The organism is Pyrococcus kukulkanii, from assembly GCF_041647995.1.
Classification (GTDB): domain Archaea; phylum Methanobacteriota_B; class Thermococci; order Thermococcales; family Thermococcaceae; genus Pyrococcus.
In genome coordinates this window covers 311178-336990 of record NZ_JARRIB010000003.1, presented here as the reverse complement: position 1 = coordinate 336990, position 25813 = coordinate 311178, and the positions used below count along the sequence as shown (strand labels likewise).

Here is a 25813-nt window from a genome sequence, read left to right as displayed (position 1 = left end):
AATCAAGGAAGAAAAGCGAGGTGAGAGGGTTAGAGCTTCGAATATATCTCACGTTCGAGAAACTGTAAAAAACGAGGATACTCCTTGAGTGCGAGAGCGAGCAAGTTCAAGTAGTGCTTTGCGAGCACGCTTCGAGCAGTTCTGCCCTGCAGGAAGTCAATAACACTCTCAGGCACATGCAGTTGTGCTAAAAAGATTGCATGAGAGCGTCTGAGTTTTTGCCAACTTATTCTTGCCCTCTTCGCGTAATTTTCAAGGACGTAAACTGTAACCTTTGCACTTGAATTCATGAAAAACTTAGCAGTCTCTGATGAGCACAGACACACAAATGCCTTCTTCGTTCTGTTGTCTTTATTGAGCTCAACGAGCACAAACTCATCGAACTTTTTCACCCGCCTTCTCATCATCATCTTGACTGCAAGGACAAGTTCAGAGCGCCTCAGCCCACTCTCTATAGATAATCTAACAAGGTAGTATAGACGCTCATCTTTCTTGGACTTTCTAAGCAACCTCACCAGCTCATCAATCGAATAGAACTCAAGCCGCCTCCGCCCCTCGCTTTGGTTCTGCTCCTTTTTGATAGTAAGCAACCAATACTTTGCGACGTGCTCGGGAATATATCTTCTCTCAAAGGCGAACTTGACGAACGCCCTGAAGGCCCGTATCTTTATGTCAGTGTCGAGAGAATCAATCTCGAGCTCGTGAGAGAGCAGTTTGCGAACAACACTCACATATTGTCTCACAAGCTTCTTGCTGTATTGGTTTTGCACGAGCCAATCACCATATGCTTCGATAAGTTTGTCTGGCTCGTGCAACTTCAAGAGTCGTGAGATAAGAGCGCCGAATTCAAGCCGCTTTTTGGTTTCAAATCCCTCTCCAACCTCCGTTTGGGAAAAGGCGGGCCCTTCTGCCTCTAAACCACCCTGACAAGGTGGAGGTCCGGGGTTCAAATCCCCGCGGGCCCACCAAGAACAATTTTTCCTCTATTATTAGAACGATGGTCTTTTGGTAAGATAGAAAATTGAAGGAGATTTTTATTCAGAAGAACTTTTTAGATAGATATGCATCCCTGAAAACGCGTGCTTGGAAGTGTACCGAGAGCAGGTCATCACGGCTCACCCTCTATGAATGTCTCCTCAACAGCCATATAATAGGCCTTATATATATCGCTCTTAGTGACAACTCCAACTAATTTCCCTGTTTCATCAACAACTGGCAAAATTCTCTGTTTCATTAAGATCTCAAGGGCATCCCTAGCACTCTTATCTTTTTCAATTGTACATGCTCTCAAAGGTTCTTTCGTCCCCCTCAAAACATCCTGGACACATATAACGCCGATAACTGTGCCACTCTCATCCAGAACTGGAAAACAGTCATGACAAGTCTGTATAGCTTTTGAAATTACTTCCTCATTCTTAAACCCAGCTCTTAAATAGACAACATCCCTAGACATTATCTCCTCAACCTTCACCATTTCAAGTATCATTGGCCTTCCAGTTCTTATTCTTAGCCCTCTCTTCTCAAGTTTGAGAGTGTAAATAGAAGATCCTTTGAATATGAGCCTCGCAGTCAAAAAGCTGACAGTTGAAGCTATCATTACCGCCGGTAGAAGGGAGTATTCCCCTGTGAGCTCGGCCACCATAAGAATTTGGGTTATTGGCGCCTGGGTTAGGGCACTAAAAAATGCCGCCATTCCAATGAGGGAGTAGCTCTGGGGATTTAAGTTGAACAACATGGCAAACGCTCCACCGAGCATTGCCCCTATATAGAGGCTGGGAGCGAAGATACCACCGCTAAAGCCCGAGGCAATAGTAAAAATCGTTGCGACGGCCTTTGCAACTGCTAGAATTATCATGGTTCTTAATCCTAATTTACCAAGTAAAGCAAGCTGAAGGCCTTCATAACCAACACCAAAAATTCCATAGCCTTCTAGTTGCGATCCAAGAACTCCAACAACCAATGCACCAATAATCAATCTTGGTAGAAGGGGAATCCTTTCAAGGACATCCCCAATCTTGTAGAGGGTTTTGGCAAAAGCCGGGGCCAAAACCCCTGTAATTAGCCCCATAAGGACATAATAAAGGCCTTCGGAAATTGAGTGAGACAGCCCAGAAGGTATTTCAACTTCAAAGGCTCTCCCAAGAAAGGCCAAGGTTATGGCATTCCCTATTATCGATGAGATAAATATTGGAACTAAATTTAGGGAAAACGCTCCCATGTAGATAACTTCAAGGGCGAACATGGCTCCAGCAAGGGGGGTATTAAAAGTCCCAGATATTCCGGCGGCAAGTCCACATGTTGTTATGAGTCTTTTTATCTGAGGTGAGAGAGAAAGCCTCCTACTAATCCAAGATGCTATTGATGCTCCTATGAACCCTATTGGGCCTTCCCTGCCTGCGCTTCCTCCAGAACCTATTGTTATGGAAGTTGCAATGACTTTTAGTATTGCGAACTTTCCCCCTATTTCCCCTTTTCTGAAGATTACGCTCTCTATAACCTCGGGCACTCCCGTTCCCCTAACCCTTGGATTGTTCTTGACTATTGGGTATATCAGAAGAGCCCCTATTATTGGCATCAAAAAGACCTCGAACCTTGCGGATAGAATATCAAAGAAAAACTTCCTTGTAACGGTAACTAAGAACCTGAAAAGCAATGCTCCTAATCCACCTCCAATTCCGGCAATTATAGAGGCAAATATTATCTTTGCCCATCCCATCGTCGTTAAATTGTTCCCAAGGTTATTAATCCTTCATCATAAAAATGGAATATTAAAATTAACCAGTGAAGTAATCAGGTTCCTTAACGGTTTCGCCGCTCATTCTCTTTCTGCTTTCCTCGAACTGCTTATAATATTCAATCATGTACTTGGTAACGCTTGGTTTGACTTTCTTAAACGCCTCCTCAAAATCTTTCCTCGTAACTACAAGCTGACTTAGGAACTCTTCGCTTTCCTCTTCGACTAATTCCCTTGGTAGAGATGAAACTGCTCTCTTTAATGCATTCAACGCTGCTTCCCTCACTAAAGCTGCTATGTCAGCTCCTGTGTAACCCTCTGTTCTCTTAGCCAGCTCTCTAAGATCCACATCTTTTGCTAGTGGCATGTTCCTCGTGTGCACCTTGAATATCTCAAGCCTGGCCTTCTCGTCGGGCGCTGGAACCAGGATTAGCCTGTCAAACCTTCCTGGCCTCAAAAGAGCTGGGTCAAGTATATCCGGTCTGTTTGTTGCAGCAATAACAACAACCCCACTGTTTTCTTGTATCCCATCCATTTCGGTGAGTAACTGATTAATTAATCTATCTGTGACTTTCTCTCCCTCGGAGGTTCCTCTTGCTGGAGCTATGGCGTCAATTTCATCGATGAATATTATCGAAGGAGCGGTCTGTCTAGCCTTTCTAAATATTTCCCTTATTCTCTTCTCACTCTCACCAACCCACTTGCTGAGAACTTCTGGTCCCCTAATGGCTATGAAGTTCGCCTGACTCTCGGTGGCTATTGCCTTAGCTAGTAATGTCTTACCAGTTCCTGGGGGTCCATATAAGAGGATACCCTTGGGAGGAGTTATGCCCAACTTTTTGAAGGCCTTTGGGTACTTGAGTGGCCATTCCACAGCTTCTCTAAGCTGTTGTTTTACCTCTTCAAGGCCTCCTATGTCGTCCCAGTGAACGTTTGGAACTTCAATTAACACTTCCCTCAGCGCTGAAGGCTCAACCATCTTTAGAGCTTCAAGGAAATCTCTCTTCGTTACCTTGAGTTCTTCAAGAACTTCTCTCGGAATTGTTTCGGCCTCTGGATTTATCTTACCCTCCTTGATCAGCCTCCTCAGAACGACCATTGCAGCTTCTCTAGCCAATGCCGCCAAGTCAGCACCAACGAATCCGTGGGTTATCTCTGCAAGCTCGTCAAGTAACTTGTCAATAAGTTTCCCCTTGACTTCAACGTATATCTTCCCCTCTTTCTTTAGGATATCCTTTATCTCCTCATCGCTACTCGCTTCTTTCACTTCCTCCATAAGCTTGGAGATGACGGCCTTATCAAATCTCTCCTCCTTTTCTAATTCTTTGAGAACCTTCAACACTGCATCCTTCTCGAAGTCTGGTTCTATTGGCATTCCTCTTGTGTGGATTTGTAGGATTTCTTTTCTGCCCTGTTTGTCTGGGACGCCAACCTCAATCTCCCTATCAAATCTTCCAGGCCTCCTAAGAGCAGGATCCAAAGCATCAGGCCTGTTAGTGGCTGCAATAACTATGACCTTGCCCCTTGACTTAAGGCCATCCATCAAAGTCAGTAATTGAGACACAACCCTCTTTTCCACTTCCCCAACAACTTCCTCCCTCTTCGGTGCTATTGCGTCAATTTCGTCTATGAATATTATTGCTGGAGCATTCTCCTCAGCCTCCTTGAATATTTCCCTTAATCTCTCCTCGCTCTCTCCATAGTACTTGCTCATTATCTCTGGCCCATTGATTGCAATGAAGTAAGCGTTCGCCTCATTAGCCACAGCCTTAGCAAGTAAAGTCTTACCCGTCCCTGGGGGACCATAGAGAAGAACACCCTTTGGAGGCTCAATTCCCAACCTTTCAAACAATTCAGGATGCTTAAGAGGTAACTCAACCATTTCTCTAATCTTCTCTATTGCATCCTTGAGCCCGCCAATATCCTCATAGGTAACTTCTGGAACTTTCTCTTCACGAACCTCAACTGCTTGGGGGAGAACTTCAACCTCAGTGTTGTACGTTATCTGGACTATACCCTTTGGTATCGTGTTGACGACTACGAACTTAAGCTCACCAAAGCCAACGGACATCGCTTCAAAGAACCCTCTAAATAGTTCATCAAAAGGTGTACCTGAATAAAATTCACCCCTGCCACTCGCAACTATTATATCTCCCTTTACAACTGGTCTGCCCAAAAGGTTGTTCTTTATAATGTCCCCAGGAATTTGGAGGATAACACCTCTTTGTGCTGGTGCTAAGATGACTTTTTTAGCTTCTCTAACTTGAGCTCTTCTGACTGTTACAAAATCCCCTATGCTAACCCCAGCATTCTTCCTTATATATCCATCCATCCTAATTATGTCAAGGCCTCTATCATCTGGGTGAGCGTTTGCAACTATTGCGGCTGTAACTCTTTCTCCTTCTATCTCTATGATATCTCCCGCTTGGACACCAAGCATTCTTTGATATTTTCTATCAAATCTAACTATTCCCCTTCCCACATCCCACTTTAAAGCTTCAGCAACTCTGAGCTTTATTTCCTCTTTCTTTTCCTCTCCTCTCCCAAGTATCATTTTCCCACCTCTCTTTTCTTCTTTTGAATCTCAATTGCTTCTTCTATCGTAATATTACCCAACGCAACTTCCCTCGCAAGTTCCGAGGAGATAGTGATTTTGCCTCCACTTAGCCTTCTACTTTGAGCTTTTATATTTTCTATTTCTCCCTTTGTAACATTATTCCCTTTGATGAGTTCCCTTATTGTAACTTCCCTTCCCTCTCTTAACCCTATATTTATTGACGCAATAATGTCCTGAATTGCCCAGGCTTCTATCCCTCCAACCCTCGGTGTTGTCCCTTTCTCGTTGACTAAGATTACTCGATAATCATCACCTAAGATTTTTGAAAGCGTCTTTAGCATAAGCGTTCTATGCCTCTTAGCACCATGGCCGATTTTTATCTTTGCCCCAGGATATTTTTCAAGTAGCTGAACTATAACATCAACATCCTTGGGGCTTTTTAAGTGATAAACCTCAAGAACCCTATTATCAGCTACAACGCTTACTCCGGGTCTTTCTCCGGGATCAATTGCAATGTATACGGACTCAAACCTTCTCTTCCCCTCTAGCTTCAAAAGTAGCTCGTCTATAAAATTCTCATCCCTAACAACTATTTTAGTGGGAAAGTTTATCTTTTTGTAATCTTTTTCTGAAGTCAATACAATCTCCACATCAAAGGGGATCTCTTCATCAATCCTTAAGCTGTAAAATGGAATCTTATGCTCCCTTAATACCTTAGTAGCTATATAATATACCCTCGCATCCGTTGTTATTATTGCTACCCGCATCGTTAGATAAGTAAAAGAGAAAGAATAAAAAGCTCACTCCTCAGGCTTGGGGAGAATTGCCTCAACACCAAGTACCTTCCACATGGCCTTTATCTGATTCCTTAGCTCTTCAATGGCTTCAGGTCTCTTGAACAAGTGCTTGAATCTTCCCTGGAGCTTAAGGTATTCCTCGATTGGCTTCTTGAATTCTATCCTCACTACCCTTCCACCCTCCTTGTGTACCTTTGCTCCCCCTCCTGGTGGCTGAATCTTAATGTTCCATATGTCCCCGTACTCGATCTCAAAGAGTGGCCATATCCCAGTCTCAATGGCCAGCCTTGCTATCTCAACACTCTTTTCGAGTGGTGTTCTCCAACCGGTTGGGCAGGTACAGTGAACCTGTACGAATGCCGGGCCATCGACCTTAGCAGCTTTCTTTACTTTCTTTATGAAATCGAATGGGTTACCAATGCTAGCAGTTGCAACATATGGGACTTGGTGGGCAGCTGCAATGAGAGCAACCCACTTCTTTGGCTTGTCCTCACCAATTGAGTATTTTCCTGGCGGTGATGTTGTGGTCCATGCTCCGTAGGGGGTTGAGCTTGACCTCTGGATTCCCGTGTTCATGTAAGCCTCATTATCGTACATCAAGTATACTACATTGTGCCACCTTTCGAGCATTCCCGAGAGAGCTTGCAGGCCTATATCTGCTGTACCACCATCACCACCTATGGCAAGAATCTTCCCCTTAATTCCCTTCTTTTTCCATGCTGCTTCAATTCCACTTGCCGCAGCTGCAGCGTTCTCAAATGCAACGTGAACCCAGGGAACTTTCCAAGCGGTGTATGGAAATACTGCTGAAACTACCTCCATACATCCAGTTGCTTGGGCGATTGCGAATGCATTTGGATCTCCATATTTTTCTTCCATGGCTTCACTAAATGCCTTAGTTGCAAGCTTTAAAGCTATAGCACAGCCACAGCCAGCACAGGCAGCGTGACCGGGAGCCCAATATTCACGAGTGGTAACGGGAGGCTTTCTAACCGCCATTCTAATCACCTCACAAGAGCTCCTTCCTCAGTCCAATCCAGCTTATTGGCTTCTCAACCTTACCCTCCTCAAGGGCCTTCTTAGCAATTCCCAATGCTTCATCAAGCTGGTCAAATGTCACGTCTCTTCCACCGAGTCCGGCTATGAAGTCTAGGAGTATCGGCTTCTCGCTCTCATTAATTAGGGCGGCTGAGGCATCTGTAAAGACTGCCCCATATAGACCCATGCTTATATTCTTCTCGATGAAGGCGAGAATCTTAGTCTTCTTTGCAAGCTCTCTTATCTCTTCAACTGGGAACGGCCTATAGACTGTTATCTTTGCTGCCCCAACCTTGTATCCCTCTTCCCTCTTCTTGTCAACCCATTCCTTGAGGGTTCCAGCCAGTGACCCCATAGTGACAAAGATTATATCGGCATCCTCAGTTTTATATTCCTCAATCTTCTGGTACTTCCTACCGAACTTCTTCTCGAACTCTGCAAATGCTTCATCAATTACCTTCTTTGCTCTCTCCATGGCCTCCCACACTAAGTATCTGGTTTCCATGTAGTGAGCTGGGAAAGCTAACGTTCCCTGGGTTATGGGCCTGTGTGGATCAACGTACGCGTGCTTTGGCTCATACTCTCCCAAGAACTCATCGACAACTTCTTGATCTGGTATCTCCACCGGCTCAACTGTGTGCGTTAGGATGAACGCATCAAACCCAACCATTGCTGGTAATAGAACTCTTTCATCTTCAGCAACCTTGTACGCAAGTAATATTAGGTCTAGGGCCTCTTGGTTGTTCTCAGCGTAGAACTGCATCCATCCTGTATCCCTCTGGCTAACGCTATCTTGCCAATCGTTCCAGATGTTGATTGGGGCAGATAATGACCTGTTACCAATTGCCATCACAATCGGCAACCTCATTCCAGCTGCTATGAAGAGTACCTCATGCATTAAGGCAAGACCTTGAGATGCAGTCGCCGTGAATGTCCTAACTCCCGCAGCTGCAGCTCCTACTAGTGCTGAAATAGCTGAGTGCTCGCTCTCAACCTTTATAAACTCCGCATCGAGTTCACCATTTGCTACGAATTCGCTGATCTTCTCGGGAACAAGGGTTGACGGTGTAATTGGGAACGCCGCAATGACCTTGGGTTTAGCGAGCTTTGCAGCCCAAGCAGCAGCCTCATTTGCCTTCATAACGGTTCTAATTGGCATCTTCACCACCCCATTCACTTAACTTCCCTAACCATCTCAATTGCCTTGGTTGGGCACTCATTTGCACAAATCCCACAACCCTTACAATAGTCATAGTCGAAAACTGGGTAGCCTTCTTCGTCTAAGTAGATTGCTGGCTCTGGACAGTAGATGTAACACAAGAAGCACCTAACACACTTATCCTTCTTGAACTCGGGCCTGAAGACTCTCCAAGAACCCGTTTTGTTAATTACGCTACTTCCTGGGAGGTACACTATAGCTCCTGGAGTCATTTTTTCTGTTAATTCCTTTTCTGCTCTCTCAATATCCGCCTTAAACGGGCTCTCAGCCATACATACCACCTCAAATGAGTTATCCACTTAAATTTAAATAAATTAAGGGGAATTCAACCAAACACTTCAGCAAGCTTCTTGAGCCTCTCCCACTCCTCAAGCACCCACTTCTGAAGTATTTCAATGTCTTCCTTTGTCATGTACTTAAATCTCCCCTGTAGCTTGAGGAATTCCTCGATTGGTTTTGGATCCTTCTTTGGGTTTGGCATGTTGATCTTGTACTTGCCGTTCTCGTACTCAAAGAGCGGGAAGTATGCGGTTTGTACCGCCAGCCTCGCAATCTCTATTGTCTTGTCAGTTGGACTTCTCCATCCTGTTGGACAGGGAGAAAAGAGCTGAATAAAGCTAGGCCCAGGGGTCTTCTGAGCCTTCTTGAGCTTTCTTATAAAGTCCTCAGGATAAGCCACACTGGCAGTTGCAGCATAAGGAATCCTATGAGCAATTACAATATCAATAACTTTCTTCTTGTGTCTCTTCTCAAGGAAGTGCTTCTTTCCTCCCGGGGTATTTGTGGTCCATGCTCCGTAGGGGGTTGAGCTTGACCTCTGGATTCCGGTGTTCATATAAGCCTCATTATCGTACATAATGTAAACTGCATCGTGGCCTCTCTCGAGGAATCCGCTCAAGGCCTGAAGACCTATGTCTGCAGTTCCTCCATCGCCGGCCCAGCCGACCACCATTATTCCATCTTCTCCCTTAACTTTGTAACCAAGAGCTTTCAGGCCGGCCTCAATACCACTAATCACGGCTCCAGTAGTTTCAAAAGCAGTATGGAAGAGGTTAGCGTCTAAAGCTGAGTATGGCCAAGGTCCAGCTATTATCGTTGAACAACATGCTGGGATTACAATTATAGTCTTTCTTCCGTAGGCTTTAAGGACGTACCTAAGGCCGAGAGATGCACCACAGCCCTGGCAGGCCGTGTGGCCGGCATAAAAATGTTCGTCAAATGGAATGGTGAGCCTCTTCTTAATATTCTCAGGAACCTCCATCACTCTCACCTCTTAAGGTGATACCATTCAATTTCCCTATCCAACTTACCGCTCTCAATAATCTTTTTCATATCTTCAGCAATAACCTTAACGTCTTTGACCGTAAAGTCCCTTCCTCCAAGTCCTACAATGTAGTTCTTCATTATTGGCCTCGCACTGGTATTATAGAGAGATCCTTTAGCCTCGTTAAAGAGGATACCCTCCTGACCAAATGAGAAGTTTCTGTCTAGGACGGCTATTCCTTTCACGCTCTCCGCTATCTCGAGAAGCTCTTCCTTTGGGAACGGGCGGAACCAGCGGACCTTTGCATAACCCACCTTGTAGCCTTCTTTCCGTAAAAGGTCAACCGCTTCTTTAACCGTTCCCATGAGTGAACCCATTCCCATAAACACGAAGTCTGCGTCATCGATGTAGGCCTTCTCTATCATCTCACTGTAGTCTCTTCCGAACCTTTCACCAAACTCTTTACCAACTTCTTTAATAACCTTCTTTGCATCTTCCATAGCCTTCGCTATCTTGTACCTGAACTCGTAGTAGTCATTTGGAGTTGCGAGCCCGCCGACGGCGAAAGGCTCGTCAAAGTTTGCTAAGCTATAGAGGGGCTTTCTAGGCGGGAGGAATTCATTCACTAGTTCCTGGGGGATCATCTCGACTACATCATAGGTGTGGCTCAAGATAAATGCGCTCTCTATGATCATTGCTGGTAAGTTTACATTCTCGGCAATTTTGTAAGCCATCAGTACCCCGTCGTAAACTTCTTGGTTGTTCTCTGCATAGAACTGCATCCATCCAGTGTCTCTTTGAGCAAGCGAGTCAGTTTGATCATCCCAAACGCTCCATGGAGGGGCCATTGCTCTGTTCACATTGACCATTACTATTGGCAATCTTGCTCCAGAGGCCCAGTGAAGCATTTCGTGCATCAGAGCAAGACCTTGAGCTGAAGTTGCTGTGAAAACTCTAGCTCCAGTTGCGGAAGCTCCTATACACGCGGCCATCGCAGAGTGCTCACTCTCAACTGGAATGTACTGAATGTCTGCGAGGCCATTAGCGATGAACTCAGCGATCTTTTCAATGATACTCGTTTGAGGGGTTATAGGATAAGCGGCAACAACCTGAACCTTTGCATGGAGAGCTGCATAAGCAGCCGCATAATTACCGCTTACAACTTTCTTAATTGGCTTGTACTCCATAGTTAACACCTCACTTCTCCTCTCTCATCATCGTAATTGCCTTGGTTGGGCACTCATTTGCACAAATTCCACAACCCTTACAATAGTCATAGTCTATTGCAACCATTCCATCTGGTTTGATGTAAATTGCCGGCTCAGGACAGAACTTCCAACAAATGTAGCACTTTACACACTTAGATTCGTCAACAACGGGCATGAAAGTCCTCCAATCTCCGGTGAAGTTAACTAGTGTGGTTCCTAAACTAACTGGAGCTTCTGGATATTCATCTACAGACTTAGGAGAAATTGGCTTTGCTTCATCTTTGGTTTTCCCAAATAGCGTATTCACGTTGACCACCCCATTCTCAGGAAGAGGGTTAAGCTAAAAAGTAAGATAGTTAAAGCTCAAAGACTTGGGTCTTTTCAAAAGCTTCTTGGGCAGCTCTAGCGTTTTTCTCCCCAAGTTCTCCAGAGAATGTATCCTTAATAGCTTCCTTGATACTCTCGATCTTTACAAGTCCAGTTGCCTTTGCAATCGCGCCAAGAATTGCAGTGTTCGTAATTGGAAGGCCGAGAACCTCGAGAGCTATTGTAGTAGCATCAACCAGGGCTAACTTCTTTGGCTTCTTCTTAAGATTCTTAAGTACTTCTTCCTTGCTCTTCTCGGTATTTATAATAACGATCCCATCATCCTTAAGACCGGCGGTAACATCCACAGTCTCAAGGAGACTTGGGTCGAGAACAACGACAATATCGGGTTCATAAATCTGGGTCTTGATCCTAATGGGCTTGTCATCTATCCTGGTAAATGCTGTGACTGGAGCACCTCTTCTTTCAACACCGAAGAATGGGAAAGCTTGAACGTACTTGCCCTCTAGAAATGCTGCTTCAGCGAGAATGTTTGCAGCTGTAACGGCACCTTGTCCACCTCTACCGTGAAAACGGATCTCTATCATCTTCAAGCCTCCTTGAATTTTTTCAGATTAATCTGGATCATTTTTTGTTTGATTATGTTCCATTTATTTAGTTTTCGGTGGAGAGTGAAGCTTGTCACGTCAATTGTTAAACTTTTAGTTGAAAATGTTTATTTCATGTGTTCGATAATCAACGAATGATATTTTGGCTTTCACCGAAAGCCTTTTATATAATCCTTAATCCTCCAAATACGAAAGTTCGTCCTAATGAAAATTCACTAAAAGGTGATGTGAATGAAACTGCTAAAGCCAGCAAAAGACGTGGGTATTGTTGGTTATGGGGCCTACGTGCCAATGTACAGGATCAGAAATGAAGAGATAGGTAGAGTTTGGGGGGTTTCAAGCTTCCCAATCGAAGAAAAAGCCGTTCCTGGTCTTGATGAGGATGCCGTAACTATCGGAATTGAAGCTGCAAGAAACGCCCTGAAGAGAGCTAAAATAGATCCTAGGAAAATAAGGGCAATATGGTTTGGAACTGAGAGTAAGCCTTATGCAGTTAAGCCTTCTTCAACAATAATAGCTGAAGCCATTGGGGCTACTCCAGATTTAGAGGCTGCGGATTTTGAATTCGCGTGTAAGGCTGGAACTGAAGCATTACAAGCTGCAATGGGCTTCGTCGCCTCTGGAATGGCAGAATACGCAATGGCAATAGGGGCTGATACAGCCCAAGGGAGACCCGCTGATCACCTTGAATTTACTGCTGGAGCTGGAGGAGCAGCTTTTATAATTGGGGAGAAGAATAATGAAACCCTAGCGTACTTTGAGGGGAGCTACTCCTATGTTACCGACACTCCTGACTTCTGGAGGAGGCAACATGAGCATTATCCTAGGCACGGAAACAGATTCACCGGAGAGCCAGCGTACTTCCATCACATAATAACTGCAGCGAAGACGTTAATGGATGAACTCGGTTTAAAACCAAGTGACTTTGACTATGCCGTGTTCCATCAGCCAAACGTCAAATTCCCGCTTACTGTAGCTAAAATCTTGGGAATACCTAAGGAAAAAGTCCTTCCTGGACTCTTAACCGGAAAGATTGGGAACACCTACAGCGGAGCAACGATGGTTGGAATTTCTGCAGTTCTCGACATTGCAAAGCCTGGGGACAGGATACTTTGGGTTTCATTTGGTTCGGGAGCGGGAAGCGATGCGTTCAGCATAGTTGTTCAGGATGCAATTGAGGAGAAGAGAGATCTTGCTCCAAAAGTTGAGGATTACATAAAGAGGAGGAAGGTCATCGACTACGCACTGTACGCCAAGGCGAGAAGAAAATACATACTTTGAGGTGATTTAAATGAGGAAAGCAATTATTGTTGGAGTTGGAATGACCCCAGTTGGAGAGCACTGGAAGCTCTCACTTAGGGATCTCGCGGTTGAAGCAATTCTCAACGCCATGGATGACGCTAGCGTAGATAAAGTCGATTCGCTCTACGTGGGTAATATGGCTTCTGGGGCATTCGTCGAGCAGGAAAACCTTGGAGCGTTAATAGCTGATTGGGCTGGCCTTGGGAATATACCCGCCGTTAAAATCGAAGCGGCTTGTGCCTCTGGAGGTGCAGCTGTCCAAGAGGGAGCAAAGGCCGTATTAAGTGGTCTTGAGGATGTTGTTCTCGTTGTTGGTGTTGAAAAGATGACCGATGCATGGCCAAGTGATGCAACTAGATACTTAGCCTATGCAAGCGATGCGGAATGGGAGCTATTCCATGGAGCAAGCTTTGTGGCCCTTAACGCGTTGATAATGAGGCATTATATGAAGACTTATGGATACACGGAAGAGGATCTAGCCTTATTCGCAGTCAATGCCCATGCTAACGGTGCAAAGAATCCCTATGCAATGTTCAAGAGACCAATCACCGTTGATACCGTTATGAAGAGTCCTTACATAGCTGACCCGCTAAAGCTGTTCGACGCTTCTCCAGTTTGCGATGGAGCTGCCGCGGTGATAATAACCACTCCCGAAAAAGCTAGGGAGCTTGGAATTCCAAAGGAGAAGTGGGTTGAAATTGCAGGAATGGGAAGAGCCATTGACACAATAAATCTCGCTAACAGGGAAGACCTACTCACACTTAAAGCCGCCAAGATTGCCGCTGAGAGGGCCTATAAGATGGCCGGAGTCACGGTTGATGATATAGACTTCTTCGAGGTTCACGATGCCTTCACGGTCATGGCCGCTCTAAGCTTGGAAGCACTGGGTGCGGCAAAGAAGGGAGAGGGAGCAAAGCTTGCAAAGGAGGGGCAGATAGCGATTGATGGTGATTATCCAATCCAGACGATGGGTGGACTTAAGGCGAGAGGCCACCCAGTTGGAGCCACTGGAGTTTATCAGACAGTTGAAGCTGTGCTTCAATTGAGAGGAGAAGCACCAGAGGGAATTCAAGTTCCAGATGCTGAGGTTGGAGTTACACAGAATATTGGTGGGACAGGCTCAAATATAACCGTTACAGTTTTGAGGAGGGTCTGAAATGGGGAAGCCAATGCAGGTTTCCCGTTACTGGAGGCATTTCAAGGAGAAGTACAGGCTCATTGGAGGGAAGTGTGAGAACGGTCACGTGTTCTTCCCGAAGAGACCCGTCTGTCCGGTTTGTGGTAGCAGGAACGTTGAAGACTTCCAGTTCAGCGGCAAAGGCAAAGTCATCTCATGGACATTAGTTAGGAATCCGCCAAGCGGTTTCGAGTACTATAAACCATATCCAATAGCACTGATACAGCTTGAGGAAGGACCAATAATACTGGCTCAGCTAACTGACGTCGATCCAGATGAAATTAAGGAGGGCATGGAAGTAGAGATGGTAACTAGGAAGATCAGGGAATTTGATGAAGACGGAATAATACTGTACGGCTACAAGTTTAGGCCCGTGTTGAAGTGACTTTTCTTCTCGACTTCAGCTTTAAATACTCTATTTCTTTTTCAAATTTTGATGAGAACGCTAATAGTTGCACTTGGAAATGAGGTCATGGGTGACGATGGAGTAGGGATAAAGATAGGCAGGGTACTAAAGGAGAAGGGCTACAGGGTAGAGGAGCTGGGGACTGACATTTTCTCACTTCAGAGGGTTTACCAGGGAGAAGAGAGAATTATAATTATCGATGCGGTTCTTTCAGAAAATCCTGGAGAGGTTATTCACCTCAAAGGAGGGGAAGTGTTCTCAAGATTGAAGGCGGAAATCAGGAGCGCCCACTTTATGGGTGCCATAGAAGGGCTTAAGCTCTTAATGGTCCTCGACGAAAGGCTGAGAAGTGCTGAGATACACTTCGTTGGGATAACTATTAAGGAGATAAAGCTTGGCCTTGAACTCAGTGAAAGCGTTGAGAGGGCTATTCCAAGGGCGGTAAAACTCGTGGAGGAGATAGCAAGATGAACTTCCTGATTCCACTAATCTTGGGGATCATCCTGGGATACCTGCTAAGAAATAAAGTAAAGGTTAATACCGAAGTTTTAATGTCTGCATCAGTAATTGCTCTTGTATTCCTTATGGGGATAAAGGCTGGAGAGGTTGAGGTTAGCGCGACAAAGGCCGTTCTTTACTCTTTTACTCTAATGCTATTTGCAGTTGCAGGGAGCATTGGCGCGGCAAAGGTTTTGTGGAGGGGGATAAAGTGAAGGTTACTGTGGTCGTTATAGCTTCCCTAATAGCAGGGTACATACTGGGAAAAATGGGAGTGAAGGCGGGGGAGCTGTACGAGCTCACCCTCTATCTCCTAATTTTCATTATAGGCTTCGACATAGGACTCCACGGTAGATGGGCCGATATTAAGAAAAGCCTAAGCGTGAAGAGTCTGCTTCTTCCCATAGCCACGTTAATTGGCTCTCTAATTGGAGGTGTTATTGGAGGAATCATTTTAAATATCCCTCTAAAATGGGCTATTCCAGTTGTTGCTGGAGTTGGGTGGTATTCCCTTACCGGCCCTATCTTGGCCCAGTACTCAGCTTTCTATGGCATCATAGGATTTCTCGCTAATTTCCTCAGGGAGGTATTTACCGTGATCTTGTATCCCTTCTTCGCTAATATGTTTGGCAAGGAGCCTTCAATCTCTATTGGCGGGGCAACGACGATGGATTCAACTCTTCCCATAATCACAAAGTTCGGTGGGAAGGAAATAACGATGATCGCCTTCATCCATGGCTTCATACTGTCCCTCATAGTCCCGGTTATTGTCCCGTTCCTCGCCTCGATTGCGGCTGGTGGATAGAATGAGGAAACTAGCAGTAATCATATTGTTGATTCTCCTTATCTCATCGGGATGTCTTCAGAGAAACAAATTTACAGAGACCGTTAATGGACCCCAGGAATGCTTAACGTCAAACTTGACCCTCGCTTTATCCTGTTACATCCCTCAAGATTGGGATCTTTTAACAAACCTTTCAGCAAAATTCAAGAACGAAACCCTTGAATGGACAATCTGGGACATTCTCAAGTGGGAGGAGGAAAATCTTAGATACGATGATTTCAAGAATTCGAGCATCATACTAAGGCCCTCGGAATTTTTAAAGATTAGAAAAGGGGTCTGCACTGACTACACCGTCCTTACATCGGGGATTCTTCTGGCCTTAAATGTAACTCCGGTTTACGTTTTGGTAATCCATTTCTCGGAGACACCAACGCTACACTCCGCTGTCGCGGTAGAGATCGGGAACTACACTTTCATACTCGATCAAAAGCTCCCCCCACGCGATTTGGGGAGCTACTGGGAAAGCTTTGCCTACAATGGTAAAGTTATAACGTTTGCTGAAGTTTACATGCTTAACATCCCAGGAAATGTATCGTATGTGGGCATCTGGGGAGTTGACAGGTTTAGGGAGAACGATTATACCCCCACCTACTATGATGCCTTCAAGCTGAGCAGGGAAATAGCAAAAATATTTAGGAGAAAAACAGGCCTTTTCCCCAGGGAAGAGCTAAGGGTTACAATCCCCCCAGGATTCTCAGAAAAGAAGGTGTGGGTGTTCAGGTTTAAAATGCTCAGGATATCTTACAATCCCATATTTCTCCAGCAGTACGCCACAATGCTCGCCGAGACCATTGTAGAAGATAGTGAAGTGAGTAAAGATTTACAAACCTACAAGGCGTTCTGGACGTACGCGTACTGGGAGGGGGATGACCTCGTAGTTAAGCTTTTCTTGGCTAAGTGAATCATTTATTCGGTGATGATATGAAAGTTACGACGAAGGTCGGAGATAAGGGGACCACGAGGCTTTTTGGAGGAGATGAAGTTTGGAAGGACTCTCCAATAACAGAAGCCAACGGAACTATAGATGAGCTAACGAGCTTCTTGGGGGAAGCAAGGCACTATGTCGACGAGCAGGTTAGGGAGATACTGGATAAAGTTCAGGCCCACCTATACAGAATAATGGGGGAGCTGGGCAGCAAAGGTCAGTTTAAAGGCGTTGGAAGGGAGGAGATCGATTGGCTTGAAAGCCTGATAAGGGATTATGAAGAGAGAATAGAGCTGAGAAGCTTCGTTCTTCCGGGAGGAACGGTGGCGAGTGCCAAGCTTGATGTATGTAGAACCATAGCGAGAAGGGCAGAGAGGAGGGTTGCGACCGTTCTCAGGGAATATGGAATTGGGAGATGGGCCTTGATTTACTTGAATAGGCTAAGCGACCTCCTGTTCCTTCTGGCTAGGGATATCGAGATGAAAGAAGGGAAGCTGAGGGAGGCAAAATGAAAGTTATAGGAATACTAGGTGGGATGGGTCCCCTTGCTACAGTTGAGCTCTTCAGGAGAATCGTTGAAAAAACCCCAGCAAAGAGGGATCAGGACCATCCCAAGATAATAATCTATAATAACCCCCAAATACCTGACAGGACGGCTTTTATCCTGGGGAAGGGAGAAGATCCAAGGCCCCAGCTTATTTGGACTGCAAAAAAGCTCGAGGAGTGTGGGGCAGATTTTATAATAATGCCATGCAACACCGCGCATGCATTCATAGAGGACATACAAAAGGAGATAGGAATACCAATTATTAGTATGGTAGAGGAGACTGCAAGGATGCTTAGCGAGATTGGATGCAGAAAAGCTGGGCTTATTGCAACAACGGGAACGATAGTGAGTAGGGTTTACCACAAAGCCCTAGAGAGGTATGGAATTGAAGTAATTCTACCCGAAAACCAGGAGGAGGTTATGAGGGGAATATATGAAGGCGTCAAGGCCGGAAATTTAAAGCTTGGGAGGGAGATCCTGCTTAACGTAGCTAAAGAGCTGGAGAGAAAAAGCGCAGACTGCATAATAGCGGGATGCACAGAAGTTAGCGTTGTTTTGAGGCAGGAAGACCTAAAAGCTAGATTGGTAGATCCAATGGATGTTATTGCAGAAGTAGCCGTTAAGTTGGCTTTAGGTTAGTGAAGAAAAATGGAGCCAATTATAAGAGAAGCGGAACCTAAGGACAAGAAGGGCATTGAAGAGCTCGCAAGGAGCATGGGTGGAGATTATATTCCCGAAGTCTTTGATGAGTGGGTGGGAGACAACTTTTTTGTTCTTGAGCTTAATGGCAAAATAATAGGAACTGCAAAGCTAACGTTGTTTCCAAATAGGGTTCTTTGGATGGAAGGACTCAGAGTTCATCCAGAATTTAGGGGAAAAGGGTTTGGAAAAATGCTACATAACTTTCTCTTAGCAAAGGGGGAAGAGTTAGCAAAAAAGGGAATAGCTGTCGCAATGGAATTTGTCACGAACAGGTTTAGAAGCTTGAGTGCAAAGATGGCTCTAAAAACTGGGTTTAGAATAATTGGGGAATTCTACAACCTTAGATTTAGACCTAGCTCTTACTCCATGGAGAAACCGTCACGATCTTCTCTGACTTTAGAGGATATCAATCTTGAGCTGATTCCAGTTGGATACAGATTTGTTCACCCAAGCAAGGAGGCTCTTAGGTGGATACTAACTAAAGGAGAGGTTTACGAATATCAGGGTATTAAATTCATAAAATCTAAGGATTCTCCCAAGTTCACACCTCTCTCGTATACACCAGATGCCATTAGGAAGGTTTTACCAGCAATGGCTTGGTTATCCAAGAATTCTGAAGAAGCAAGGATTATTCTTCCTGGAAGCATTAAGGGATTTCTTGAAGATCTTTTTGCTTTAGGCTTTTACATGAGAGAGAAGTATCCAGATCCGCCTTTAGCGGTCTTTAGGAGAGAATTATTAGGTGGTGGGGGCGCGGGGATTTGAACCCCGGTCCGCGGGTTTCTCCGGCCCTCGGGGCTCCAAAGGTTCATCACGCCCCGAGGTCAGCAAACCCGCCTGTCCTCATGGCCTCTGGAGCCCGCGATGATGGACCAGGCTACACCACGCCCCCACTCGATTAAGCTTTAGCACCCGATGAGCTTATAAGCTTTACTCCTATATGGTTCTCGGTTAAACGTTTAGAAGGTGGTTATAATGAACCCTAGGAAAGCAGTGACGCTCCAGGGAATAAACGAGAAAGCAAGAAAAGTTCGAAAGAAAAGTATAACAAGGAGGAACATGCTTTTCTTTGCTATAGCAATGTTCTTCGCTAACTTATCTTGGGGAATAGCGTTCCCCTACCTCACGGTATACATGAAGATTATTGGGGGAACTATGTTCCTTGTTGGGATGCTCAGCGTTGTTTTCAATATAACGTCAACCATTTTCCAATATCCCTTCGGCTATCTCTCAGATAGGATAGGAAAAAGGAAACCCTTCATAGCCCTAGGAATACTCTCCTCAGCAACAACTTACGCCGTAATAGCTTTTATAACAACTCCGATCCTCCTACTTGGATTTAGGGCGATACAGGGAGCCTTAGGCGCTTCAATGACACCGGCCTACTCAGCACTAATCCCAGAGCTCTCTACAAAGATAGGGTCGGCTTTTGGTTTCTTTAACTTTGTTGAGAACATAGGTTACATGGCCGGTAACTTCCTAGGGAGTTACATAGTGAAGAGTATGGACGTTAGGAGTGCCTTCTTCGTAGCCTCTGCATTTTCCCTACTCTCAATACTGTTTCTGATCCCGATAAAGGAGAGGGAGAGACCGAAAAGGGGAGGTGACAAATTAATAATAGGGCAAGAGGGCAGAGAATCTGAGAGGGTTGAGCTAACGAAGTTAGCGTTCAAAAGATTAATGAAGGGAAAACTTGGATTGTTTTACATCTCAGTGTTCTTGGCGATGATAGCGTCTGGTGAGGTTTACTCAACACTCTCCGTGTACTTCCAAGAGAAGTTTGGAGAAGAATTCGTTGGCATGTTCTTTGGCATTGACTCCTTAGCTGCAGCTTTAAGCTCCCTCGCAATTGGGAGACTAATAGATAAGTATGGTGAAGGATTATTTTATAAAATCTCCCTGATTGGCTACATATTCACCTTCTTAGGCTACGCTTGGGCAAATTCCGTTGAGCTTATGACCCTCGTATGCATACTCTCTGGAATAAAGTGGGCAATGATGATAAGCTCCTCCTCAACATATGTTGCCAAAAGAGTTCTTCCAGTAGAGAGGGGCCAGGGAATGGGTCTACTTAACACCATGATGAGTCTCGGGTGGGTAGTTGGTCCCCTACTGGGCGGATACTTAGCGGACATAAGCTTTGAGCTAATGCTGTACTCAACAGCTGTTCCATTAATCTTGGCCTTGATTCTGGTTCTAAAGGCTTAGTGTTATCCTATCGGCGACTTCTCTCTTCACTAAAACATTTCCCAGGGATCTTGGAAGGCTGACTAAGTCTCCGGCCTTGAAGGGTCCATACTCCCTGAGCTCTTCGTCTATGATCCTAGGTATATCCACCCTTAGCAGGTAAAGGTCAATAAAAGCGGGCTTTGTCTGTTTCTCTTCGATAATCTCCTCGGTTTCTTTTATCTCCACTTCTCCCTCGAGAGGGAGAGGCTCTCCGTTTATGAAGGCAGATATTATTGCGAATATCTTTTTTTCGTCTCCAACTAGGTTCCTGGGAACCCCTTCAAAGGCCATATCAACTATTTTATGCAACCTTATCTTGAGTATTTCTCTAACTATCTGCTGAAGTAGAGAAATCTGAGCCAAATAGAGCCTCTTCTCTATATCCTCTCCCCTCTCCTCATGTCTTTCGGCATTTATCTCGAGGGCCTTCCTAAAGCTAGCTAGATCCTTATAAAACTCTTCATCTATCTCAGTAAGCTCATCTGAAGAGAGTTCCCTTTCGAGGAGCTTTCTTAAAACTTCTATATCCATAAGCAACACCTAGAAATGAAAGAAAGAAAAGTCACTCCTCAACTCTTGGTGCAAGCAGGAATATTAGCCTACCCTCATCTCTAATGTAGTACTCCATCTGCATTGGCATCTCGTTGCCGAACTTTATCGTTACCTCATCAGCCTTTCCAATGCCCTTAACCATATCTGCTAGATAGCTGACACCGTAGGCGCTCTTGGTTTCCTCCTGAACCTCTAGGTCGAGCAATCCTTCATCTTCCAGCGTGAGTTTTATTTCAACTTCCTGGGTTTCTCCCTCGGCCCTCATTATGAACTCGTTCTCCCCAGCTATGAACTTGAGGCTGTCACTGACAAGGGAGGCATCCTTGACGGCCTCCTTGAGAACCTCTCCCAAGACAACCACCTTAGCCGTGAAGGGGAGATCTGGAAGGTCAACTTCTATCTCCTCAACGTCTATAAGCGGGAGCCTAAATGTCCTTGTTGCAGTTCCTTGTAAGCTTATCTCGAGGAAGTTTTCCTCGCCCTTTCTCAGGATAAGGGTGTCCTTGGCTTTTCCTCTTTTGAGAACCTTCTTGAAGTGATCCATATTTACTCCAATAGTCTCTTCTCCATCGACCTCATACTTACTGAAAATGCTCGTTGGGAGGTTAAGATCAATTAGAACAACCCTACTCGGATCCATCGCCCTCATACTTATTCCTTCTTCTGTAACCTTGAAAGCTGCCTCGTCTATAAGCCTACTTGCCGTCTCTATGAGCTGGGCGAACTCCTTAGCCCCCTCAAAGACTATTTCAAATGGCATCCTCCTGCACCTCCTTCAGAATGTTAAGCATGAGCCTAACTCTTTCTTTACCTCTCCATAGATAAGTCTTTCCGTTGTTTATATCAGGGGTCCTTTTATATGCCTCCTCCAGATCTTTTAAAGCCCTTTCAGCCAACCTCCTGAGAACCTCTATTCGTAACTCCTCCATACGTAGCCACACCTTTTACACTTATAGAAGATCGTGCTTGGCTCATCTCCCGCCCTAGTCTGTAACTCCCACCACCACGCCTCATGGTAGCCACACTTGGGGCACGTAACTTTTGCCGTGGGTAGGGTTGAAAAATCCTGCTCAACTACAATAACTCCCTCATCGGGCTTGTGCTTTACCTCTTCAGTTCTCTTGTAAGCCTTGGCATCCTCAGGATTTATTGGCTCCTCATAACCGCACTTCCTGCAAACGAAAACTCCTCTCTTTTTATCAGGAATCATGATACTCCCGCACTTAGGACAGAACTTCACCATTTTCTCACCCCCACATTAGCCGAGGGCAAAGTTAGGCCGTTCAAGATAAAAACTTTGTTATCTCAAGATAAGTGGTGGTAGATCATGAGAATTGAAGAAGCAATAAGAAAGGTCAAGGAAGTGCTTGATGAGAAAGATTCCCTCAGGGAAGAAGCTCTCCAAATCACAAGGGAGATAGTGAGACTGAGTGGGGATTCAATAAAGGCCATGCATAGAGGGGAACTGGGTATAGCTGAGGAGAGACTCAAGAAAGCAGGAGAGCTCGTGGCCATGCTAAGGGAGAAGTTGAGCAATCATCCTGATCTTTACTATACAGGCCACGTGCAAACCGCAAACCAAGAGTTTACTGAGGCAACATTACTACACCACTACTTAACGAACAAAGATTTTCCAAGCTACGAGGAACTGGGTGTACCACCCCAAGATTACATCCTAGGGGTTGGTGACTTCATAGGTGAGCTAAGGAGATATTTCCTGATAAGCCTAATGGAGGGGAACATAGAGAGAGCTGAGGAAACGTACAAGTTTATGGAGGAAGTATATGGAGAACTAATAACGCTTGAGTATCCAAAAGGTCTCGTTAACGTCAGGCAGAAGCAGGATCAGGCAAGGTACATATTGGAGAGAACACTTGAGGATCTAACAAGGGCAAAGCTAAATATGAAGCTTGAGAGAAAGCTGGAGGAGGCCATCAATGCTGGAGAAAATAGCAAAAGCTCAGGAAAAGCTGAGTAGGAAAGTTAGGGAAGTCCCCCTTAGGAAGGTCGAAAGAATTGCTGCCGTTGATGTTTCATATAAAGGGGACCTAGCTAAGGTGGGCTTTGTTATATGCACTTATCCTGGGTGTGACATTATAAAAATGAAAACATTGAAAGTTGAAATTTCGTTCCCCTACATTCCCACATTTTTCTTCCTTCGAGAAACCAAGCCCATTTTGCTGGCATCTAAAGGAGAGAGCTTTGATGTGTTAATTGTAGAAGGACATGGAAAGGCTCATCCCCGTGGATATGGTCTTGCCTCTCACATCGGGGTTGTCCTTCAGAAGCCAACGATAGGTGTCGCAAAGAAACTCCTAAGGGGGATCCCTCCGGGAAGCTACGAAAAGGTAGGGAAAGTATATGTTAGCGTTGGAAATTTAGTAACCCTTAAAGATGCCATTGAAGTGATTAGCCAAGTTCTCGATGAAACAGGCTATCCAAAACCCTTAAAATTAGCAGATAAATTGTCAAAGGGGAGGATAAAATGAAACTTAAAACCCTGTTCCTCTTAATAAACCTTACAAAGAGGGGAGCAATAGGAAGGGAGATTACGGTGACCCTAAGAGAGCTCGCTAAAGAGCTCAATGTTTCTCCTCAGACAGTTCTCAGGTGGCTTGATGAGCTCGAAGAATTGGGGTACATCTCAAGAAGGTGCTCAAAAAGGGGTACATTGGTTCAGATAAAGGATGAAGGTATGGAGTTACTTGAAACTCTGTACGAGGAGTTATCATCAGCACTTTACAGGGGGATAATTATCGGCGAGGTAGTTTCCGGGATTGGGGAAGGGGCCTATTATGTTAAGCAGTACTCTCCCCTGATAAGAGAGTACTTGGGATTTAATCCCTACCCAGGAACCCTAAACGTTAAGGTAATCTTTCCAAAGACAATATTCGATGCGCTCTGTAACTCTCGGCCTATAATAATCCCAGGTTTTGTAAAGAATGGAAGAACTTTTGGAGACGTCAGAGCTTATCGAATCAGGATAAATGGTATTGAGGGGGCAATAGTCATTCCTTCGCGGACGATTCATCCTCCAAAGATAGCGGAGATAATAGCCTCCGTAAACTTGAGAAAAGCCCTGAATCTCAAAGATGGGGACAGGATAAGAATTGAAGCAGTATAGGCCCGGTTTATCCACCCGCCCTCATTGTTCGCCATTATCGGCTCCCTCAGGCGGCCCCGGAGACCGGGCCCTGTCCGCCCGGCGACGTCGCCTCGTTCACGGCGTGCCGTTATCGGCACGCTCCCTCGGTCGGGCCTCCGGGCGGGGTCGGACATTCTAATTTAACCAAAAAGGATTTTTAAACCTTCGACCCTCACTTCTCGGGGTGTGAGTATGACTCTTAGCTACAACGAAAAGCTGGTCTTACTTAAGCTGGGAGAACTGAAAAGGGCAGAAGTCGAGAAGTTGATGAAGGCAACGGGACTTGAGCAAGTTGCCGTTATGAGAGCAATTCTAACGCTTCAATCCCAGGGGCTTGTAAGGCTTGAAGAGAAAAGGGAAAAGGTTGTTAAGCTTACAGATACAGGGAAGAAGTACGCTGAAATAGGTCTGCCAGAAGTGAGGGCCCTTAAGTTGCTGAAAGAGAGAAAGAGAGTTAAACTTGACGAATTAAGGGAAGTTCTGGCTAAAGACGAGATAAAGCCAATAGTCGGTGTACTGAGAAAAGAGGGGTGGGTTAAAGTTGAAAAGACTCCTGAAGGGTTAATACTCGAGATCACTGAGAAGGGGGAGAAAGCTGGAAAGAGGGCAATCGACGAAATTCTCGAAAAGCTTGCGGTAAAAGGTTATCTCGCACGTGAGGAAGTCGAGAAGGTAATCTCAGTTAAGGAGCTCAAGAGGAGAAAGGTAGTTCAGGAAGATGAGATAGTGGAAAGGATCGTTGAGATAACGGAGAAGGGCTTAGAGCTCGTGAAGGAAGGAATAGAACTAAAGAGGGAAGTTACAATTCTAACACCAGAACTAATAAGCACGGGCAAGTGGAAGGAAGTTGAGTTCAAGCCCTTCAACATAAAGGCACCAGTTAAGAGGATCTACCCTGGGAAAAAGCAACCCTATAGGGTTTTCCTTGATAAGATAAGGAGAAGGTTAATTGAGATGGGCTTCATCGAGATGACCGTTGATAGTTTAATCGAGACCCAGTTCTGGAACTTTGATGCCCTGTTCCAGCCTCAGAATCACCCAGCGAGGGAGTGGACCGATACATATCAGCTCAAGTATCCCGAAAAGGGATACCTCCCTAACAAGGAGCTAGTCGAGAGAGTTAAAACCGCTCATGAAAAAGGATTAGCAGGATCAAGAGGGTGGGGCTACGTTTGGAGCCCGGAGAGGGCAATGTTGCTAATGCCAAGGGCTCACGCCACAGCCTTAAGCGCAAGGCAACTTGCTGAGGGTGTTCAAATTCCTGGGAAGTACTTCACTATACAGAGGGTCTTTAGGCCAGATGTTCTAGATAGGACGCACTTAATAGAGTTCAACCAGATTGACGGCTTTGTGGTTGGTGAGGATTTGACCTTCAGGCATCTCCTTGGGATACTCAAGAGATTTGCAATAGAGATAGCTGGGGCCAAGAAGGTCAAGTTCTTTCCTGACTATTACCCGTTCACTGAGCCAAGTGTTCAGCTGAGTGCCTATCATCCAGAGCTTGGCTGGGTTGAGTTTGGAGGGGCGGGAGTGTTCAGAGAAGAGATGACAGAAGCCTTGGGAATAAAGGAGCCTGTAATAGCTTGGGGAATTGGAATTGACAGGTTGGCGATGTTCAAGCTTGGAATCGACGATATAAGGTACCTATTCAGCTATGACTTGAAGTGGCTCAGGGAAGCTAGGCTAATCTGGTGAGCTGACCTCTTCCCCGTCCTAAAGGGCGAGGCTTCCAGC

Annotated in this window: 30 protein-coding genes and 1 tRNA gene; 15 read left to right on the top strand and 16 right to left on the bottom strand. The window is 45.3% G+C overall.

Annotated features, from left to right (window positions below):
* Window positions 1-29 precede the first annotated feature (29 nt).
* From P8X24_RS08055 to P8X24_RS08005, 11 genes are all read right to left on the bottom strand, one after another.
* Entirely contained in the window at window positions 30-821 is a 792-nt protein-coding gene (locus P8X24_RS08055) for an integrase (protein WP_372915191.1), read from the bottom strand.
* A 287-nt stretch (window positions 822-1108) separates the two neighbouring features.
* A complete protein-coding gene (locus tag P8X24_RS08050; protein WP_372915189.1) occupies window positions 1109-2716 on the bottom strand; it encodes a chloride channel protein in 1608 nt (535 codons plus the stop codon).
* A 58-nt stretch (window positions 2717-2774) separates the two neighbouring features.
* Window positions 2775-5288, bottom strand: a complete 2514-nt coding sequence (locus P8X24_RS08045; protein ID WP_372915187.1) for a CDC48 family AAA ATPase — start codon at window positions 5286-5288, stop codon at window positions 2775-2777.
* Window positions 5285-6058 carry a hypothetical protein gene (locus tag P8X24_RS08040; protein WP_372915185.1) on the bottom strand — a complete coding sequence of 258 codons (774 nt, stop codon included), beginning with the start codon at window positions 6056-6058 and terminating at the stop codon, window positions 5285-5287. The genes P8X24_RS08045 and P8X24_RS08040 overlap by 4 nt, the downstream gene beginning before the upstream one ends.
* A 33-nt stretch (window positions 6059-6091) precedes the next feature.
* Window positions 6092-7087 (bottom strand): pyruvate synthase subunit PorB, encoded by a 996-nt coding sequence (gene porB, locus P8X24_RS08035; protein ID WP_372915183.1) that lies wholly within the window; start codon window positions 7085-7087, stop codon window positions 6092-6094.
* Between the two features lie 10 nt (window positions 7088-7097).
* Window positions 7098-8285 carry a pyruvate synthase subunit PorA gene (gene porA, locus P8X24_RS08030; RefSeq protein WP_372915181.1) on the bottom strand — a complete coding sequence of 396 codons (1188 nt, stop codon included), beginning with the start codon at window positions 8283-8285 and terminating at the stop codon, window positions 7098-7100.
* 14 nt (window positions 8286-8299) lie between these two features.
* Window positions 8300-8617, bottom strand: coding sequence for a pyruvate synthase subunit PorD (gene porD / locus P8X24_RS08025; protein ID WP_372915180.1), 318 nt, complete (start codon window positions 8615-8617; stop codon window positions 8300-8302).
* A gap of 53 nt (window positions 8618-8670) precedes the next feature.
* Window positions 8671-9606 (bottom strand): 3-methyl-2-oxobutanoate dehydrogenase subunit beta, encoded by a 936-nt coding sequence (locus tag P8X24_RS08020; protein ID WP_372915178.1) that lies wholly within the window; start codon window positions 9604-9606, stop codon window positions 8671-8673.
* 5 nt (window positions 9607-9611) lie between these two features.
* Window positions 9612-10796 carry a pyruvate ferredoxin oxidoreductase gene (porA, locus tag P8X24_RS08015; RefSeq protein ID WP_372915176.1) on the bottom strand — a complete coding sequence of 395 codons (1185 nt, stop codon included), beginning with the start codon at window positions 10794-10796 and terminating at the stop codon, window positions 9612-9614.
* A gap of 10 nt (window positions 10797-10806) precedes the next feature.
* The gene (locus P8X24_RS08010) at window positions 10807-11124 is read right to left on the bottom strand and encodes a 3-methyl-2-oxobutanoate dehydrogenase subunit delta (protein ID WP_372915174.1); all 318 of its coding nucleotides are present in this window, start codon (window positions 11122-11124) and stop codon (window positions 10807-10809) included.
* 49 nt (window positions 11125-11173) lie between these two features.
* A complete protein-coding gene (locus P8X24_RS08005) occupies window positions 11174-11731 on the bottom strand; it encodes a pyruvate/ketoisovalerate ferredoxin oxidoreductase subunit gamma (RefSeq protein WP_372915172.1) in 558 nt (185 codons plus the stop codon).
* Window positions 11732-11983: 252 nt separating this feature from the next.
* On the opposite strand from P8X24_RS08005, the gene P8X24_RS08000 reads away from it, so the two are divergent.
* Genes P8X24_RS08000 through P8X24_RS07955 form a run of 10 tightly spaced genes read left to right on the top strand, consistent with a single transcriptional unit; the run spans window position 11984 to window position 18918 of the window.
* Window positions 11984-13033 carry a hydroxymethylglutaryl-CoA synthase gene (locus tag P8X24_RS08000; RefSeq protein ID WP_372915170.1) on the top strand — a complete coding sequence of 350 codons (1050 nt, stop codon included), beginning with the start codon at window positions 11984-11986 and terminating at the stop codon, window positions 13031-13033.
* 10 nt (window positions 13034-13043) lie between these two features.
* On the top strand, window positions 13044-14210 hold the full coding sequence (locus P8X24_RS07995) for a thiolase domain-containing protein (protein WP_372915168.1): 1167 nt from the start codon (window positions 13044-13046) through the stop codon (window positions 14208-14210).
* 1 nt (window position 14211) lies between these two features.
* Entirely contained in the window at window positions 14212-14616 is a 405-nt protein-coding gene (locus P8X24_RS07990) for a Zn-ribbon domain-containing OB-fold protein (protein ID WP_372816803.1), read from the top strand.
* Window positions 14617-14667: 51 nt separating this feature from the next.
* Window positions 14668-15108 carry a hydrogenase maturation protease gene (locus tag P8X24_RS07985; RefSeq protein ID WP_372915167.1) on the top strand — a complete coding sequence of 147 codons (441 nt, stop codon included), beginning with the start codon at window positions 14668-14670 and terminating at the stop codon, window positions 15106-15108.
* Window positions 15105-15350, top strand: a complete 246-nt coding sequence (locus P8X24_RS07980) for a hypothetical protein (protein ID WP_372915165.1) — start codon at window positions 15105-15107, stop codon at window positions 15348-15350. Before P8X24_RS07985 ends, P8X24_RS07980 begins: the two co-directional genes overlap by 4 nt.
* The gene (locus P8X24_RS07975; protein WP_372915163.1) at window positions 15347-15940 is read left to right on the top strand and encodes a lysine exporter LysO family protein; all 594 of its coding nucleotides are present in this window, start codon (window positions 15347-15349) and stop codon (window positions 15938-15940) included. The genes P8X24_RS07980 and P8X24_RS07975 overlap by 4 nt, the downstream gene beginning before the upstream one ends.
* Window position 15941: 1 nt before the next feature.
* Window positions 15942-16880: a transglutaminase-like domain-containing protein gene (locus P8X24_RS07970; protein ID WP_372915161.1), complete on the top strand. Its 939-nt coding sequence runs from the start codon at window positions 15942-15944 to the stop codon at window positions 16878-16880.
* Window positions 16881-16900: 20 nt separating this feature from the next.
* Window positions 16901-17416, top strand: a complete 516-nt coding sequence (locus P8X24_RS07965) for a cob(I)yrinic acid a,c-diamide adenosyltransferase (RefSeq protein ID WP_372915159.1) — start codon at window positions 16901-16903, stop codon at window positions 17414-17416.
* Window positions 17413-18090, top strand: a complete 678-nt coding sequence (locus P8X24_RS07960; RefSeq protein ID WP_372915157.1) for an aspartate racemase — start codon at window positions 17413-17415, stop codon at window positions 18088-18090. The genes P8X24_RS07965 and P8X24_RS07960 overlap by 4 nt, the downstream gene beginning before the upstream one ends.
* A 9-nt stretch (window positions 18091-18099) precedes the next feature.
* Window positions 18100-18918 (top strand): GNAT family N-acetyltransferase, encoded by an 819-nt coding sequence (locus P8X24_RS07955; protein WP_372915351.1) that lies wholly within the window; start codon window positions 18100-18102, stop codon window positions 18916-18918.
* Here the strand turns inward: P8X24_RS07955 and P8X24_RS07950 are convergent.
* Window positions 18897-19045 (bottom strand) — tRNA-Trp (locus P8X24_RS07950). The genes P8X24_RS07955 and P8X24_RS07950 overlap by 22 nt on opposite strands.
* An 83-nt stretch (window positions 19046-19128) precedes the next feature.
* Here P8X24_RS07950 and P8X24_RS07945 point away from each other — a divergent pair.
* Window positions 19129-20361 carry an MFS transporter gene (locus tag P8X24_RS07945; protein ID WP_372915155.1) on the top strand — a complete coding sequence of 411 codons (1233 nt, stop codon included), beginning with the start codon at window positions 19129-19131 and terminating at the stop codon, window positions 20359-20361.
* Here P8X24_RS07945 and P8X24_RS07940 read toward each other — a convergent pair.
* Genes P8X24_RS07940 through P8X24_RS07925 form a run of 4 tightly spaced genes read right to left on the bottom strand, consistent with a single transcriptional unit; the run spans window position 20350 to window position 22177 of the window.
* Window positions 20350-20913, bottom strand: a complete 564-nt coding sequence (locus tag P8X24_RS07940; protein WP_372915153.1) for a DNA replication complex subunit Gins51 — start codon at window positions 20911-20913, stop codon at window positions 20350-20352. The genes P8X24_RS07945 and P8X24_RS07940 overlap by 12 nt on opposite strands.
* A gap of 31 nt (window positions 20914-20944) precedes the next feature.
* Window positions 20945-21694, bottom strand: coding sequence for a DNA polymerase sliding clamp (locus tag P8X24_RS07935; protein ID WP_372915151.1), 750 nt, complete (start codon window positions 21692-21694; stop codon window positions 20945-20947).
* On the bottom strand, window positions 21684-21863 hold the full coding sequence (locus tag P8X24_RS07930) for a hypothetical protein (RefSeq protein WP_372915149.1): 180 nt from the start codon (window positions 21861-21863) through the stop codon (window positions 21684-21686). Before P8X24_RS07930 ends, P8X24_RS07935 begins: the two co-directional genes overlap by 11 nt.
* Window positions 21845-22177, bottom strand: a complete 333-nt coding sequence (locus P8X24_RS07925; RefSeq protein ID WP_372915147.1) for a transcription factor S — start codon at window positions 22175-22177, stop codon at window positions 21845-21847. Before P8X24_RS07925 ends, P8X24_RS07930 begins: the two co-directional genes overlap by 19 nt.
* Window positions 22178-22261: 84 nt before the next feature.
* Between P8X24_RS07925 and P8X24_RS07920 the strand changes: the two genes are divergently transcribed.
* The 4 genes from P8X24_RS07920 to pheS all read left to right on the top strand — a co-directional run bounded on the left by P8X24_RS07920 (window position 22262) and on the right by pheS (window position 25774).
* Window positions 22262-22912, top strand: coding sequence for a haloacid dehalogenase (locus tag P8X24_RS07920; protein ID WP_372915144.1), 651 nt, complete (start codon window positions 22262-22264; stop codon window positions 22910-22912).
* On the top strand, window positions 22872-23423 hold the full coding sequence (locus tag P8X24_RS07915) for an endonuclease V (RefSeq protein WP_372915142.1): 552 nt from the start codon (window positions 22872-22874) through the stop codon (window positions 23421-23423). Before P8X24_RS07920 ends, P8X24_RS07915 begins: the two co-directional genes overlap by 41 nt.
* The gene (locus tag P8X24_RS07910; protein WP_372915140.1) at window positions 23420-24058 is read left to right on the top strand and encodes a DUF120 domain-containing protein; all 639 of its coding nucleotides are present in this window, start codon (window positions 23420-23422) and stop codon (window positions 24056-24058) included. Before P8X24_RS07915 ends, P8X24_RS07910 begins: the two co-directional genes overlap by 4 nt.
* Window positions 24059-24271: 213 nt before the next feature.
* Entirely contained in the window at window positions 24272-25774 is a 1503-nt protein-coding gene (gene pheS / locus P8X24_RS07905; protein ID WP_372915138.1) for a phenylalanine--tRNA ligase subunit alpha, read from the top strand.
* Window positions 25775-25813: the final 39 nt, after the last annotated feature.